The 13,039-nt window shown below is 69.0% G+C and carries 11 protein-coding genes and 1 pseudogene; 8 read left to right on the top strand and 4 right to left on the bottom strand.

The annotated features are described in order from the left end of the window. Positions 1-35 precede the first annotated feature (35 nt). From ACFYZF_RS16200 to ACFYZF_RS16190, 3 genes are all read right to left on the bottom strand, one after another. Positions 36-584, bottom strand: coding sequence for a carboxymuconolactone decarboxylase family protein (locus ACFYZF_RS16200; RefSeq protein WP_387020857.1), 549 nt, complete (start codon positions 582-584; stop codon positions 36-38). 53 nt (positions 585-637) lie between these two features. Further along, positions 638-1,192 carry a carboxymuconolactone decarboxylase family protein gene (locus ACFYZF_RS16195; protein ID WP_387021559.1) on the bottom strand — a complete coding sequence of 185 codons (555 nt, stop codon included), beginning with the start codon at positions 1,190-1,192 and terminating at the stop codon, positions 638-640. A 67-nt stretch (positions 1,193-1,259) separates the two neighbouring features. Further along, entirely contained in the window at positions 1,260-1,808 is a 549-nt protein-coding gene (locus ACFYZF_RS16190; protein WP_387021557.1) for a carboxymuconolactone decarboxylase family protein, read from the bottom strand. A 389-nt stretch (positions 1,809-2,197) separates the two neighbouring features. On the opposite strand from ACFYZF_RS16190, the gene ACFYZF_RS16185 reads away from it, so the two are divergent. The 7 genes and pseudogenes from ACFYZF_RS16185 to ACFYZF_RS16155 all read left to right on the top strand — a co-directional run bounded on the left by ACFYZF_RS16185 (position 2,198) and on the right by ACFYZF_RS16155 (position 9,841). Further along, positions 2,198-2,344, top strand: coding sequence for a hypothetical protein (locus tag ACFYZF_RS16185; RefSeq protein ID WP_387020855.1), 147 nt, complete (start codon positions 2,198-2,200; stop codon positions 2,342-2,344). A gap of 548 nt (positions 2,345-2,892) precedes the next feature. Then, complete coding sequence (locus ACFYZF_RS16180; protein WP_387020853.1) at positions 2,893-3,483, top strand: SLATT domain-containing protein; 591 nt, start codon at positions 2,893-2,895, stop codon at positions 3,481-3,483. Beyond that, positions 3,473-4,810: a reverse transcriptase domain-containing protein gene (locus ACFYZF_RS16175; protein WP_387020850.1), complete on the top strand. Its 1,338-nt coding sequence runs from the start codon at positions 3,473-3,475 to the stop codon at positions 4,808-4,810. Before ACFYZF_RS16180 ends, ACFYZF_RS16175 begins: the two co-directional genes overlap by 11 nt. Positions 4,811-5,905: 1,095 nt before the next feature. Then, positions 5,906-6,709 carry an HAD family hydrolase gene (locus ACFYZF_RS16170; RefSeq protein WP_387020848.1) on the top strand — a complete coding sequence of 268 codons (804 nt, stop codon included), beginning with the start codon at positions 5,906-5,908 and terminating at the stop codon, positions 6,707-6,709. Positions 6,710-6,972: 263 nt separating this feature from the next. Continuing rightward, positions 6,973-7,869, top strand: coding sequence for a hypothetical protein (locus tag ACFYZF_RS16165; RefSeq protein ID WP_387020846.1), 897 nt, complete (start codon positions 6,973-6,975; stop codon positions 7,867-7,869). Continuing rightward, positions 7,866-9,108, top strand: a pseudogene (locus ACFYZF_RS16160) (methyltransferase); the annotation flags it as partial. The gene ACFYZF_RS16165 and the pseudogene ACFYZF_RS16160, both read left to right, overlap by 4 nt. 100 nt (positions 9,109-9,208) lie before the next feature. Beyond that, entirely contained in the window at positions 9,209-9,841 is a 633-nt protein-coding gene (locus ACFYZF_RS16155; RefSeq protein WP_387020844.1) for a TetR/AcrR family transcriptional regulator, read from the top strand. A 68-nt stretch (positions 9,842-9,909) separates the two neighbouring features. Here ACFYZF_RS16155 and ACFYZF_RS16150 read toward each other — a convergent pair whose 3' ends face one another. Next, positions 9,910-10,656 carry an oxidoreductase gene (locus tag ACFYZF_RS16150; protein WP_387020841.1) on the bottom strand — a complete coding sequence of 249 codons (747 nt, stop codon included), beginning with the start codon at positions 10,654-10,656 and terminating at the stop codon, positions 9,910-9,912. A 225-nt stretch (positions 10,657-10,881) separates the two neighbouring features. Here ACFYZF_RS16150 and acs point away from each other — a divergent pair, with 225 nt between their 5' ends. Beyond that, positions 10,882-12,846: an acetate--CoA ligase gene (gene acs / locus ACFYZF_RS16145; RefSeq protein ID WP_387020839.1), complete on the top strand. Its 1,965-nt coding sequence runs from the start codon at positions 10,882-10,884 to the stop codon at positions 12,844-12,846. Positions 12,847-13,039: the final 193 nt, after the last annotated feature.

Genomic DNA, 13,039 nt, shown 5'->3' with positions numbered 1-13,039 from the left:
ACCCCTCGTACACGGCGCACGGGTGAAGTTCAGGTTCAGACCGTGTTGCGGTAGCCGACGCTGATGACCCGCTGGGCCGTCTCGTCGTAGTACTTCGGATCGCTCGGGGCGAACGTGCCGAGGCCGTCGACGTACCGGTTGACCATGCAGAAGGCCGCCGCGATCAGCACCGTGTCGTGGATCTCCTCGTCGGTGGCACCCTCGGCGCGCGCCGCCCCGACCAGTTCGGGGGTGACGCTGCGTCCACTGTGCTGCACAGCCCCGGCGATGTGCAGCAGGGCGCGCAGCTTGGCACTGACCGGGGCGTTGTCCAGGTCGGCGCGTACCTGGTCGACCAGGGTCATGCCCTCGTCGAGCAGGGCAGCGGCGAACGCCGAGTGCGCCGAGCAGCAGTAGGTGCACTCGTTCAGGCCGGAGACGTACGAGGCGATCAGTTCGCGGTCGGCCGTCGACAGGCTGAGCGGCCCACGCAGCAGGGTCTCGGCCAGTTCCATCATCGGCTTGCCGGTCACCGGCCGGTACTTCAACGGGCCCCGGACCCCGGGAAACTCGTTCTCGTCCACGCCCAGGTCGATGTGTGCCATGACGTCACGCCCCAATTCGGCTAGCGGGTGAAACTTCGGGTGACCGGTACGGGTCAGCGGTCCAGCACCGGCAGGTAACCATGGGTGGCGACCCGTCCGGCCGGTCCCAGATACCACTCCTGGTCATCGGGTACGAGCGTGCCGAGGCCGTCGACGTACCGGTTGAACATGCAGTACGCCGCCGCGATCAGGACCGTGTCGTGGATCTCCAGGTCGGTGGCGCCCTCGGCACGGGCGGCCTCGACCAGTTCGGGGGTGACGCTGCGTCCACTGACCTGGACGGCTCCGGCGATGTGCAGCAGGGCGCGCAGTTTCGCGGAGATCGGGGCGTTGTCCAGGTCGGCGTGAACCTGGTCGACCAGGGTCATGCCCTCGTCGAGCTGCACGGCGGCGAAGGCAGAGTGCGCGCCCTGGCAGAACCGGCACTCGTTGCGACCGGAGACGTACGCGGCGATCAGCTCCCGCTCCCCGGGGGTGAGCGAATGCGGCCCGCGCAACAGCGCCTCGTTCAGCGCCAGCAGGGGGCGGCCGGTCTCCGGCCGGTAACGGATCAGGCCGTGGATGCCCAGGTAGACCTGCTCGTCCTGGCCAAGGTCGATATGTGCGATGACCTGATGCTCCGGGTTCTGCTCGTGGGGTGGGCGGGGTTCGGTCCGGTGGCGCCGGCCGGAGTCGTCAGACGACCTGCCGGTAGCCGGCGTTGACGATGCGCCCCGACGCCCGCTCGTACCACCCGGGGTCGGCCGCCGGTTGGGTGCCGAGGCCGTCGACGTACCGGTTGAACATGCAGAAGGCCGCCGCGATGAGCACCGTGTCGTGGATCTCCAGGTCGGTGGCGCCCTCGGCACGGGCGGTCGCAACCAGCTCGGGGGTGACCTCGCGTCCACTGACCTGGACGGCCCCGGCGATGTGCAGCAGGGCGCGCAGTTTCGCGGTGACCGGGGCGTTGTCCAGGTCGGCGCGTACCTGGTCGACCAGGGTCATGCCCTCGTCGAGCTGCGCCGCCGCGTACGCCGAGTGCGCCGAGCAGCAGTAGGTGCACTCGTTGCGGCCGGAGACGTACGCGGCGATCAGTTCCCGCTCCCCGGGGGTGAGCGAATGCGGCCCGCGCAGCAGCACCTCGACCAGCTCAAGCAACGGCTGACCGGTCTCCGGCCGGAAGCGCAGCGGCCCACGGACGCCTGGGAGCTCGGTCTCATCCACCCCTAGATCGATGTATGCGATGGGGTCACTCTCCTGAATTTCGAGGCCGGTCCCTGATCGTGGCTGAGGATCGAATCTAGTGAGTCCACTGCGGCAACTCAAGGGTGTGTGCTGTTCGGTAACGTCCACGAAGGACTGTCGTCGGCTGTCGTAGCCTCACCTGACACCGTCGGGCCTGGCTGTCTGTGGAGTGTTCTTTCGCGCAGCCTCGCGGCGACCGCCGATGGTCCCGAGCAGGTGCGGAGGCTGCGCTTCCGGCGCACGTGTTCGGGCGGCGCGGCCTGGCCGAGGAGCACGTCTAGACGCTCGTGTCGTCTGCAGTCGGACAGTCTCGACGCAAGGTAGTGGGTACGGTCTCCGCCGTGGACCTTCGATCTCGGCGAGCCGCTGGTACGCGTGTACTCGGCACCATGGCGATAGTCACGGGGCTCTTGCTCTCGCTGCTGACCCTGTCGAGCAACTCGGGGTCGACCGAACCGCACATCCTCGCGTTCCTCCTTGCCCTGACGGGGATCGGACTGCGCATCGAAGCGGCGATCATCGAAGCTCGAACCTAGCGAAGCTGGTTCACCTACCGTCGGCTGACGACACGGCGGTCCATCGGTAGGCCGGCGGTGTCGACGCGCGGGCCGAGGGATGGGGCGTCGGCACAGTTCGACGGCGACCCGCGCGTTGGGGTCACGCAGGCTGAAGACGTTTCTCAGAGGTCATCGCCGGGCGCTGACCTGCCAACTGTTGGTGCAAAAATGCGGCGGCGACACACTGAGGGATATTTGCCATCAAAAGTCCCTGTGATCATATGGCGAAAACCTACTACCTAATGGGTCTCTCCTGGCCTCCCCCATTGGGTTCCGCACGGAGTTTCCTTCACTAGGCAAGGAACGTCAGGATAACGCCTGGATGATAAGATGCCAGACGACTCGGCCACTTGCTCAGGCCCATCGCTTGAGTGGCAGTAGTAATATGCCGTGTTGGCACGCCCATGCGGTTTGCTTCGGATTAACTTCCGGGGCAATGCTCGCATCCCCGAGGCTGCGGGTGACGTTTATTTTAAGGTCAGGCAAGGAGACTAGTGGCCGAGTCACTACCTGACGCTCCCTCTCCGATGTTGGAGCGTCTGGAAAAAAGAAGTTACACGACCTATCTGTGCCGACTAAATGCCTCTCGCCGCCTCAGCCACGCGAACACCGCATGGAATTTCGCTCTAGTTGCCTTGTCGACATCGACGGCAATTGCCTCTGTCGGGCTGCTAACGAAGCGGGACATGTACGGCGTTGGCGGAGATGCCCTCATGGTCTCTCTATCCATACTTTCGTTGGTCGCTTCGCTTGTTGTTTCGGGTGCCGGTTATGGAACTCGGGCACGGGCAATGGAAGAAAACTACAAGAGGATTCAGCAAATCTCTGTTGCGGCTGAAAACCTCAAGGAATATGCAGGGCCGGATCGGCAAGATAAAGGTGAGAAGTTGCAGTGGGAGTATGAGGTTGCAGTCGCCTCAACGGAGAACCACACCAGCCGCGACTTCCACAAAGTGCAATCGTCAATCCAGGGTGGAACCAGAAGCAAGGCGAAGCGACTTAATGATCTCGCGGTTTCTGCGGCATATTCGTCGGTGACCTTGCTCCCATACGCCAGCTTAGTGGTACCCATTCTGATACTGATACCATTTGGCACCTGGTTCTTCAATGGCATCTAGACCGGCTTCTAGAATCTTTAGGTCAGCGACCGCCCCGTCCAACCTAGTGCGTGTCTATCAGGAACATGTGCTTGGAACGCGGGCTCGGGGGCGCGATGGAGTAAGCCCCGATGCACTGAAGAGTGAGATCAAAGAAGTGGCTTCCTTCATCTCTCGAAGAATGAGATCAGGGACATACCGATTCAGCGCCTACCGAGAGTTTCTCCAACTCAGAGGGGCGGGGCGGCCGCCACGTATGCTGTCGGTGCCAACCGCTCGCGATCGAATCGCACTTCGCGCCTTGTCGGATTGCCTTGGCGAGCTATTTCCTCAGACTCGGGGAACAATCCCGCAAAAGCGGGTACACCAAGTATCCGAAGCACTTAGAGCTGGCAGCTTTGATTCATACATAAAATTGGACGTGGAGAACTTCTACCCATCCATTGGTCACGGATTGATCGAGGAAGGGTTGCGCACCCGAGTGCGCAAGGAGGAAATCATTGGAGCGATTCTAGGCGCGGTGAGGACATCAACAGTTCCCGTAAACCACAGAAGCCGGATCCCGAATACGCGGGGCGTACCGCAGGGGCTTGCCATATCGAACTACCTTGCTGAGCTTGTCCTACAGAGGATCGACAGCGAGCTTTCAGCAGAGGGATGCTTCTATGTTCGCTATGTGGATGACATTCTAGTTTTGTGTGACCGTGTAGACGTTGATCGCATAAACAAGCTAGCGGTGACACTCTTTTCGGAGGCTGGCCTAAAGGTTCACGAGGCATCGGGCGCGGGGGGCAAGTCTAGCGCTGGTGATATCTCGGATGGTTTCAGCTACCTCGGATATACGTTCAATCCGTTGACCATATCCGTCCGCGATCAGAGCGTTCGAAATGTCGAAAATTCGATTGCACGCATCTTCACTCGCTATAAGTACGACAAAGACGCCCGCCTGCTTCAGACTCGAATCAACATGCTGATTACCGGCTGCATCTACGGTGGCAACTCGTTCGGTTGGCTGCACTACTTTCGCCAAATGAACGACCTTACATTACTGAAGCGACTCGACGTCTTCGTCGGCGAGATGAAAAGAAGATCCAGGGTTCCAAGCGGGTTCGCGACAAAAAGCTTTGTGCGTGCCTACTGGTCAATTACTCACCCTCATGGAAAGGATGGAAGATACATTCCCAACTATGACACCGTGGACACCGGGCAGATGAGGGAGATTCTGGCGGTGCACTTGGGCGAAGAGGAGGTGGCCAAAATTTCCGATAGCGGAATAGGGGTTGCATTTGGGCGCTTCATGCGGAAAACTACGGTAGATCTCGAAAAAGACATCGGACACCTTTCCTGAGCGGACAGGATTGACGTTTACCGAATCTCCATAGAGGCCGCCTGGCCGGTTCTCCACCGGATCTTCGATCCGCAAATCACCGGTTTTGCTCAAGCACCAGGCGATGGCCCGCTCTGCTTACCCGGGTAGTCGGCCGGCGAATCGGACCTGCTCGACCCGTCCACGCCCTTAGGCCTGGACGGAGCCCCGGCCATTCTAGAGTCGTTGCGCCCTCGATTAACGGGCAGTGACCGCGACCGGTCCGCCGCCGCAACTCGGCGCGCTGACTCGCGTGCCCTTTCCTGCACCGGCCGTTCGGGGCACGACCTCGCCGGCTGCCGGCTCGCGAATCTCAACCGCTCTCGACGCTGCCGCCTGCGGCTGCTCTCCGGGCTTCCCCGCCTATGCCTGCGCCAGCCGTAGGGGGACGCACGAGGAGCACACGGCCTTCGTCGTCGAAAAAGAGGGCGCCGGCGGCGGCGTTCGCACCCCGCAACGGCACCCCCTACGGCTCGGAGGGCATCGGTGAGCCAACTCGAACTCATCCCCACGACTACCGTTGCGCATCCCCCGGCGGAGGATGCGCGAGCCGTTGGCCAAGGACGCGCTCAAGCCGTTCGCCGAGCAGAACGGCGTCTGCGTCCGCCCCCTCGCCCTGCGTCGCACCGACACCGCCACCGGCCTGACCGAGGTAATGGAGGTGCCCTGCGGGGCGACCCTCGCGGCGAAGCGCAAGCTCTGCGCCGAGCGGAGCCGGCGCCTCCACCTGGGCCGGAAGAAGATCGGAAAAGGGACGACCCCCGTCGGGGGGAGACGGGGGTCGTCGGGCGGTTCGGCTCCGGGGGGGTTGAGCCGAACCGACTCAGCGGTTACGGGGGGTGCAACCGCCGAGGGCCTGCTTCGCACGACACCTGAGTCCTCGTCGCAACCACAAGCATGCCTGAGCAGACCCGTATACGTCGAGTGGTGTTGACTCCACTCAGTGCGAAATTGTGTTCGGAGAGTGTGACCGTCGTCACTGACGGGCAGCAGTCCTAGGGGTCGCCCCCAGGTCGGGCCGGGGTCCGTACCCCAGGGACCCGCCGACGATAGTCCATCGGGCTAGACTTTTGCGCCGTGGGCCGAAGTGCCGCTTTTTTCGATCTGGACAAGACCGTCATCGCCAAGTCGAGCGCCTTGGCGTTCGGTCGGCCGTTCTACCGGGATGGGCTGATCACCCGGCGGGACGTGGTCAAGTCGGCGTACGCGCAGCTGATGTTCCGGCTGGGCGGCACCGACGAGCAGACCATGGCCAAGACTCGGGACTACCTCGCCGCGCTCTGCAAGGGCTGGCAGGTGGAACAGGTCCGCCAGATCGTCGCGGAGACACTGCACGAGCTGATCAACCCTTACGTGTACGCCGAGGCGGCGGCCCTCATCGAGGAGCACCAGGCCGCCGGCCGGGACGTCGTGCTGGTCTCCGCCTCCGGCGAGGAGATGGTCCGACCGATAGGCGAACTGCTCGGGGTGACCGACGTGATCGCCACCCGGATGACGGTGACGGACGGCCGCTACAGCGGTGAGGTGGAGTTCTACGCCGCCGGGCCGAGCAAGGTCCAGGCGGTCAGCGAGCTGGCCAGGGAGCGCGACTACGACCTCGCCGACTCGTACGCGTACTCCGACTCGATGAGCGACCGGCCGCTGCTGGAGTGCGTGGGCCACCCGAGCGTGGTCAACCCGGACCGGGCGCTGCGCAAGCTGGCCAGCGAGAACGCCTGGCCGGTGCTGGAGTTCCGGCACCCGATCCCGCTGGGCCGCCGGCTGCGGGAACGCCCCGCCGTCCCCGTCGCCGCGGCGGCCCTCGGCGTCGGCGTCGGGGTGGCCATCGGCATCGCCTGGTACGGCCGGCACCGCCGCACCCGCACCGCCCCGGTCGCCTGACCGACGCCCGGGACCACCCCACCGACCGGCGTCCACCGCGCCCGATCACCTCTCCGAGCGACGCCGCCGCCTGACTCCGTCAGGGGCGCGACGCCTCGTTCCGGAGCGACCGGCCCGCCCGAGCGCGGCTGCGCGCCCCGGCGCGACCCCACGGCTACCGGCCCACGCCCCGCCCCGCAACCGTCGGCGAAACCCCTATTGAGCGATCGCTCAACTCCGCCTATGCTCCGCTTGAGCAGTCGCTCAAAAGCGGGGAGGATGTCATGTCGGAGCAGGGCGAACGGCCACCGCGGCGGACCGCCGCCAACTGGGTGCTGGCCGGGCTGATCGCGGCCTTCGGGCTGGTGGTCTACATCGTCACGGTGCGCGCCGGGCGGGCCGACAGCGCCCTGCTGTTCGTGGCCCTCCCGGTGATTCTCGCGTCCGCCCTGGCCCTCGTCCCCGGCCGGACGGCGCACGGCCGGGTCTTCGTGGTCACCACGATCGCCCTGCTGCTGGCGGCGGTGGCGCTGCACGAGGGGGCGGTCTGCGTCATCCTGGCCGCCCCGCTGGTGTACGCGGTGGCGCACGGCACCACCGCGCTGATCCGCGCGCTGCGGGACGCCTCGCGGACGTACGCGGTCCTCGCTGTGCCGCTGCTGCTCCTGCCCGGCCTGGAGGGCAGCGGGATCGGGCCACGGCTGGACCCGGAGCAGTCGGTCGAGGTGGTCCGGGTGGTGGCGCTGCCCGCCGATCAGGTCGCCGAGCGGCTCGCGGCCGGCCCCCGGCCCGTCCCGGTGCGGTCCATGCCGTTGCGGCTGCTGGGCGCGCCCACACCCACCGAGGTCAGCGGCGACGGCCTGGCCGTGGGCGACCGCTGGATGTTCGGCTACCACGGCAGCGCGCACGGGCCGGGCGGGCACCTGCTCGCCGAGGTCGAGACCGCCCAGCCGCGACAGGTCGTCTTCCGCTTCGTCGAGGACACCTCAATCACCGCCCGCTGGTTCACCTGGCGGCGGGCGGACCTGCGCTGGCGGGCGGTCGACGCCGGGCACACCGAGGTCCGGATCAGCGTGGACTACCGGCGCGGCCTCGACCCGTCCTGGTACTTCGGGCCGGTGCAGCACGTCCTGCTCGGCGAGGGGGTCGGGCACCTGCTGGACATGACGGTCCCGCGATGACGGTCGCCCGCCACCTGAGCCTGGCGGTACCCCTGCTGGCCGTGCTCGCCGCCGCCCGGCTGGAGCGGGACCGGGACGCCCGGGCGGCGGCACTGCTGGCCTTCGTGGCCGGCGCCGTCGGCATCGCGGCCCTCGACGAGGCGGCCCGGCGCACCGGCTGGTACACCTTCGCACCCGTTCGGGGCGCGTACCGGGGGCTGCCGGTGGACCTGTGGATCGGCTGGGCCGCCCTGTGGGGCCCGTTGCCGGTGCTGCTGCGCAGGGTTCTGCCGCTGCCGCTGGCGCTGGGCCTGCTGCTCTGGCTCGACGCCGTGGCGATGCCCGCCCTGCACCCGCTGGTCCGCCTCGGTCCGCACTGGCTCGTCGGGGAGGCCGCCGGGCTGCTCGCCGTGGCCCTGCCCGCCCAACTGCTCGGCCGGTGGTGCGCGGACCGTCGGCACCTGGCCGCCCGGGCGCTGCTCCAGGTCGGCCTCTTCGCCACCCTGCTGCTGTGGTTCGTGCCGACGCTGGCCTTCGAACTGGGCGACGGTTCCTGGGCCGGGCTCACCGGGCTGCCCGCGTCCCGGCTGCTGCTCGTCGGGCAGGTCGCCCTGCTGGTGGCGGCGCCGGCGCTCACCGCCGTGCGGGAGTTCGCGGTCCGGGGCGGCGGCACCCCGTACCCGTGGGATCCGCCCCGACGGCTGGTCACCACCGGTCCCTACGCCTACCTCGCCAACCCGATGCAGCTCGGCGCGGTGGCCCTGGTGCTGCTGACCGCCGCACTGACCGGGAGCCTGGCGCTGGCCGGCGCGGGCGCGGTGGCGGTCGCCTTCGCGGCGGCGGTGGCCGGGCCGCACGAGGAGCACGACCTCGCCGGCCGGTACCCGGAGGGCTGGCGGGCCTACCGACGGCGGGTCCGGAACTGGTGGCCGCGCTGGCGGCCGTACGTGTCGGGGCCGCCTGCGGTCCTCTGGCTCGACGCCGACTGCGGGCCGTGCGCGGCGGTGTGGCGCTTCCTCGCCCGCCGGCACCCGGTGGGGCTCGTCCTCCGGCCCGCCTCGGCGCACCACGGGGTGCTGCGACGGGCGGAGTACACGGGCGGTGACGACCACCGGGAACGGGGGGTGGCCGCCGTCGCCCGCGCGCTCGAACACGTCCACCTCGGCTGGGCGCTGGCCGGCTGGACGCTGCGGCTGCCCGGGGTCGCCTGGCTCGCGCAGTTGGTGACCGATGCGATGATCGCACCGCCGCGTCCGGCCAGCGACCGGCGAGCCGGGCAAGCCGGTACGCGAGAAGCCCGAGCCGCAGAGGCCGGCACGGGAGAAGCCGAAGCCGGACGAGCCGGCACGCGAGGAGAGGGATGTCCGACACCAAGCAGCGCCTCCTGGGCGGCGCCATCGCCGCGATCCGCCAGCACGGCATCGCCGGGGTCTCGGCCCGTACGATCGCCGCCGCCGCCGGGGTGAACCAGGCGCTGGTGTTCTACCACTACGGCAGCGTGGACGACCTGCTCGCGGCGGCCTGCCGGGCCAGCACGGCCGAGCGGGTCGGGCACTGGTCGGCGCGGCTGGCCGGCGTTGGCTCCCTGCGCGAACTGCTCGCCGTCGGCCGCGCCCTGCACGAGCAGGAGCGGGAACTGGGCAACGTCTCCTTCCTCGCCCAGATGCTCGCCGGGGCGCAGGCCGACGAGCGGCTGGCCGCCCCGACGGCCGGCGCGCTCCAGCTCTGGGTGGACGAGATCGAGGCCGTCCTGGGTCGCCTGCTCGCCGGCTCCCCGTTCGCGGAGATCGCGGACGTGCCCGGCCTGGCCCGGGCCGTGTCGGCCGCGTTCATCGGGCTGGAGCTCTACGACAAGGTGGACCGGGAGGCGGCCGAGCGGGCGATGTCCGCGCTCGACCAGCTCGCGGTGCTCATCGAGATCGTGGACGACCTGGGGCCGATCGCCCGACGGGCCCTCCAGGCCAAGGTCAACCGGGCGGTCCGGCGCGACTGAGCCCCGGCCCGGGAGACGGGATCCGGCACGGCGGCACGGCGTCGACCGGGCGCGGCCCAGGTGACGGGTCAGGCAGCGGCGAGGATCTCGTCGCCGACGGCGGTGAGCTGGTCGGCACCCACCTCGACCGCCGCCAGGTAGTGCCGCAGCCAGGAGCGCAGCCCGTCCGGGGTGCCGGTGGCGAAGGCGCCGGCCGCGCCGACGTACTCCGGCTCGCGCTCGCGGTGGCCGACGTCGGTGCCGACCAGCCCGCGCGGGTCGAGGCCGGTGGACATCAGCACCAGCCGGGCGGCGCCCCGGGCCACGACCCCGGACGGCCCGGCGAACGGGCGCAGGTTCAGCAGCTCGCCGTGCACCACGGCGGCGAGCACCAGCGGGGGCACGGCGGTGCCGCCGGCGATCAGCCCGGCCAGCGCGTCCAGCCGGGCGCCGACCACCGGATCGGCCACCGGCCGCCCCAGCTCGTCGGCGGGTACGACGTCCCGGGCGGCGAGCACGTGCAGCCGGGCGAGGACCTGTCGGGGGGCCTTCGGCCAGGGCTCGGTCAGCCCGGGCAGCGCGCCGGCCACCCGCAGCGCGCCCTGGAGCACCGGGTCTGTGACCGTACCGGCGCGGACCGCCTCGCGGTCGTGGGCGGCCCCCTCCAGGGCGGCGCTGGCCACCGCGCAGCGGAGGCTCACCTCGGCCGCGACCTGGCCGCCGTGCCGGCGCAGCGCGCGGTGCCGCAACGACTGGTCGACCCGGTCACGGGCCCGCTCGACGGCGGGGGCGATGTCGGCGAGCGCGAGCAGCGGGGCGAGCGGATCGGTGGTCACCCCGTCACGCTAGCGACCCGCCCGGTCGCCCGGCCCGCAGCCGCCCGACAACGCGACGCCCGCCACCGGTTCCGCCCCGTCACCCACCTCACTCCTACAGTTCGGCGCGCGGCGGGGGCCGCTCGGCGCGGGCGTGCTCCGGGAGCTGTCGCGGGCACCGACCGCCCCGGCTAATCTCTGCGGGGGTAGGGACGCAGGTCACGGATGCGATGAGGGAGTCACGGCATGAGCGAGGCACTGGCCAATCTGCTGAACGAGACCCGGCAGTTCTTGCCCCCGGCTGAACTCGCCGCGAACGCCAACGTCACCGCCGACGCGTACGCCGAGGCCGCCGGGGACCGGCTCGCCTTCTGGGCGGAGCAGGCCGGGCGACTGGCCTGGGCGAAGCAGTGGGACCAGGTGCTCGACTGGTCGAACCCGCCGTTCGCGAAGTGGTTCGTCGGCGGCCGGCTCAACGTGGCGTACAACTGCCTGGACCGGCACGTGGAGGCGGGCCGGGGCGACAGGGTCGCCATCCATTGGGAGGGCGAGCCGGGCGACACCCGGACCATCACGTACGCCGACCTGCACCGGCTGACCTGCCAGGCGGCGAACGCGCTGACCGAGCTGGGCGTGACCGCCGGCGACCGGGTGGCGATCTACCTGCCGATGGTCCCGGAGGCGGCGGTGGCGATGCTGGCCTGCGCCCGGATCGGCGCCACCCACAGCGTGGTCTTCGGCGGCTTCTCCGCCGACGCGCTGACCAACCGGATCCAGGACGCCGCCGCCAAGGTGGTGATCACCGCCGACGGCGGCTACCGCCGTGGCAAGCCGTCGGCGCTGAAGCCGACGGTGGACGAGGCGGTGACGAACTGCCCGTCGGTGGAGCACGTGCTGGTGGTCCGCCGCACCGGCGAGGAGGTCGCCTGGACGGCCAGGGACCTGTGGTGGCACGAGACGGTGGAGCAGGCGTCGACCGAGCACGCCGCGGAGCCGTTCGACGCCGAGCACCCGCTGTTCATCCTCTACACCAGCGGCACCACGGCCCGGCCGAAGGGCATCCTGCACACCACGGGCGGATACCTGACCCAGGTGTCGTACACGGCGCACGCGGTGTTCGACCTGAAGCCGGAGACGGACGTCTACTGGTGCACCGCCGACATCGGCTGGGTGACCGGCCACTCCTACATCGTGTACGGCCCGCTGGCCAACGGCGCCACCCAGGTCATGTACGAGGGCACCCCGGACACCCCACACAAGGGCCGGTTCTGGGAGATCGTCGACAAGTACCAGGTCAGCATCCTCTACACCGCCCCGACGCTGATCCGGACGATGATGAAGTGGGGCGACGACATCCCCGCCGGCTTCGATCTGTCCTCGCTTCGGCTGCTGGGCAGCGTCGGCGAGCCGATCAACCCCGAGGCGTGGATGTGGTACCGGCAGCACGTCGGCCGGGGCGAGCTGCCGGTCGTGGACACCTGGTGGCAGACCGAGACCGGCGCGATCATGATCTCGCCGCTGCCGGGCGTCACCGAGACCAAGCCGGGCTCGGCGATGACCCCGCTGCCCGGCATCGTGGCCGACGTGGTGGACGACCAGGGCCAGTCGGTGCCGAACGGCGGCGGCGGATACCTGGTGCTGCGCGAGCCGTGGCCGTCGATGCTGCGCACCATCTGGGGCGACGACAACCGGTTCATCGAGACGTACTGGTCCCGGTTCGAGGGCATGTACTTCGCCGGGGACGGGGCGAAGAAGGATGACGACGGGCACATCTGGCTGCTGGGCCGGGTGGACGACGTGATGCTGGTGTCGGGGCACAACATCTCCACCACGGAGGTCGAGTCGGCGCTGGTGTCGCACCCGTCGGTGGCGGAGGCGGCCGTGGTGGGCGCGACCGACCCGACCACCGGCCAGGCGATCGTGGCGTTCGCCATCCCGCGCGGCACCACCGACACCACCGGCGAGGCGGGCGAGAAGCTCATCACCGAGCTGCGCAACCACGTGGCGAAGACCCTCGGCCCGATCGCGAAGCCGCGGCAGATCCTGCTGGTGCCGGAGCTGCCGAAGACCCGCTCCGGCAAGATCATGCGCCGGCTGCTGCGGGACGTGGCGGAGAACCGGTCGCTGGGCGACGTGACCACCCTCCAGGACTCCTCGGTGATGGAGCTGATCTCCTCCGGGATCGGCGGCGGCAAGTCCGACGAGGACTGACGGCAGGCGTACCATCTCGGTGGGTGACGGTCCGCGCGGACCGTCACCCACCGCTGTTTTCCGGGGGTACGTCGACAGCACGTCACCCGACCGTCCCGCTCGGTCGGTCGGCGGAGGGCGCACCGGCCTGAACGGACACAGGGAACGACACCCCCTGTCGGAAGACTCCGTTCTCCTCTAGGTTCAGCCGCAC

This window comes from Micromonospora sp. NPDC001898 (genome assembly GCF_042891255.1).
In the GTDB taxonomy this organism is placed as follows: Bacteria; Actinomycetota; Actinomycetes; order Mycobacteriales; family Micromonosporaceae; genus Micromonospora.
Note: the sequence above shows the minus strand (reverse complement) of the source record. Positions and strands in the feature narration are given on the sequence as shown.

Coding starts and splice junctions, on each gene's coding strand:
- ACFYZF_RS16200 (WP_387020857.1), bottom strand. CDS start 584: ATGGCACACATCGACCTGGGCGTGGACGAGAACGAGTTTCCCGGGGTC.
- ACFYZF_RS16185 (WP_387020855.1), top strand. CDS start 2,198: ATGGCGATAGTCACGGGGCTCTTGCTCTCGCTGCTGACCCTGTCGAGC.
- ACFYZF_RS16180 (WP_387020853.1), top strand. CDS start 2,893: ATGTTGGAGCGTCTGGAAAAAAGAAGTTACACGACCTATCTGTGCCGA.
- ACFYZF_RS16175 (WP_387020850.1), top strand. CDS start 3,473: ATGGCATCTAGACCGGCTTCTAGAATCTTTAGGTCAGCGACCGCCCCG.
- ACFYZF_RS16165 (WP_387020846.1), top strand. CDS start 6,973: ATGTCGGAGCAGGGCGAACGGCCACCGCGGCGGACCGCCGCCAACTGG.
- ACFYZF_RS16155 (WP_387020844.1), top strand. CDS start 9,209: ATGTCCGACACCAAGCAGCGCCTCCTGGGCGGCGCCATCGCCGCGATC.
- acs (WP_387020839.1), top strand. CDS start 10,882: ATGAGCGAGGCACTGGCCAATCTGCTGAACGAGACCCGGCAGTTCTTG.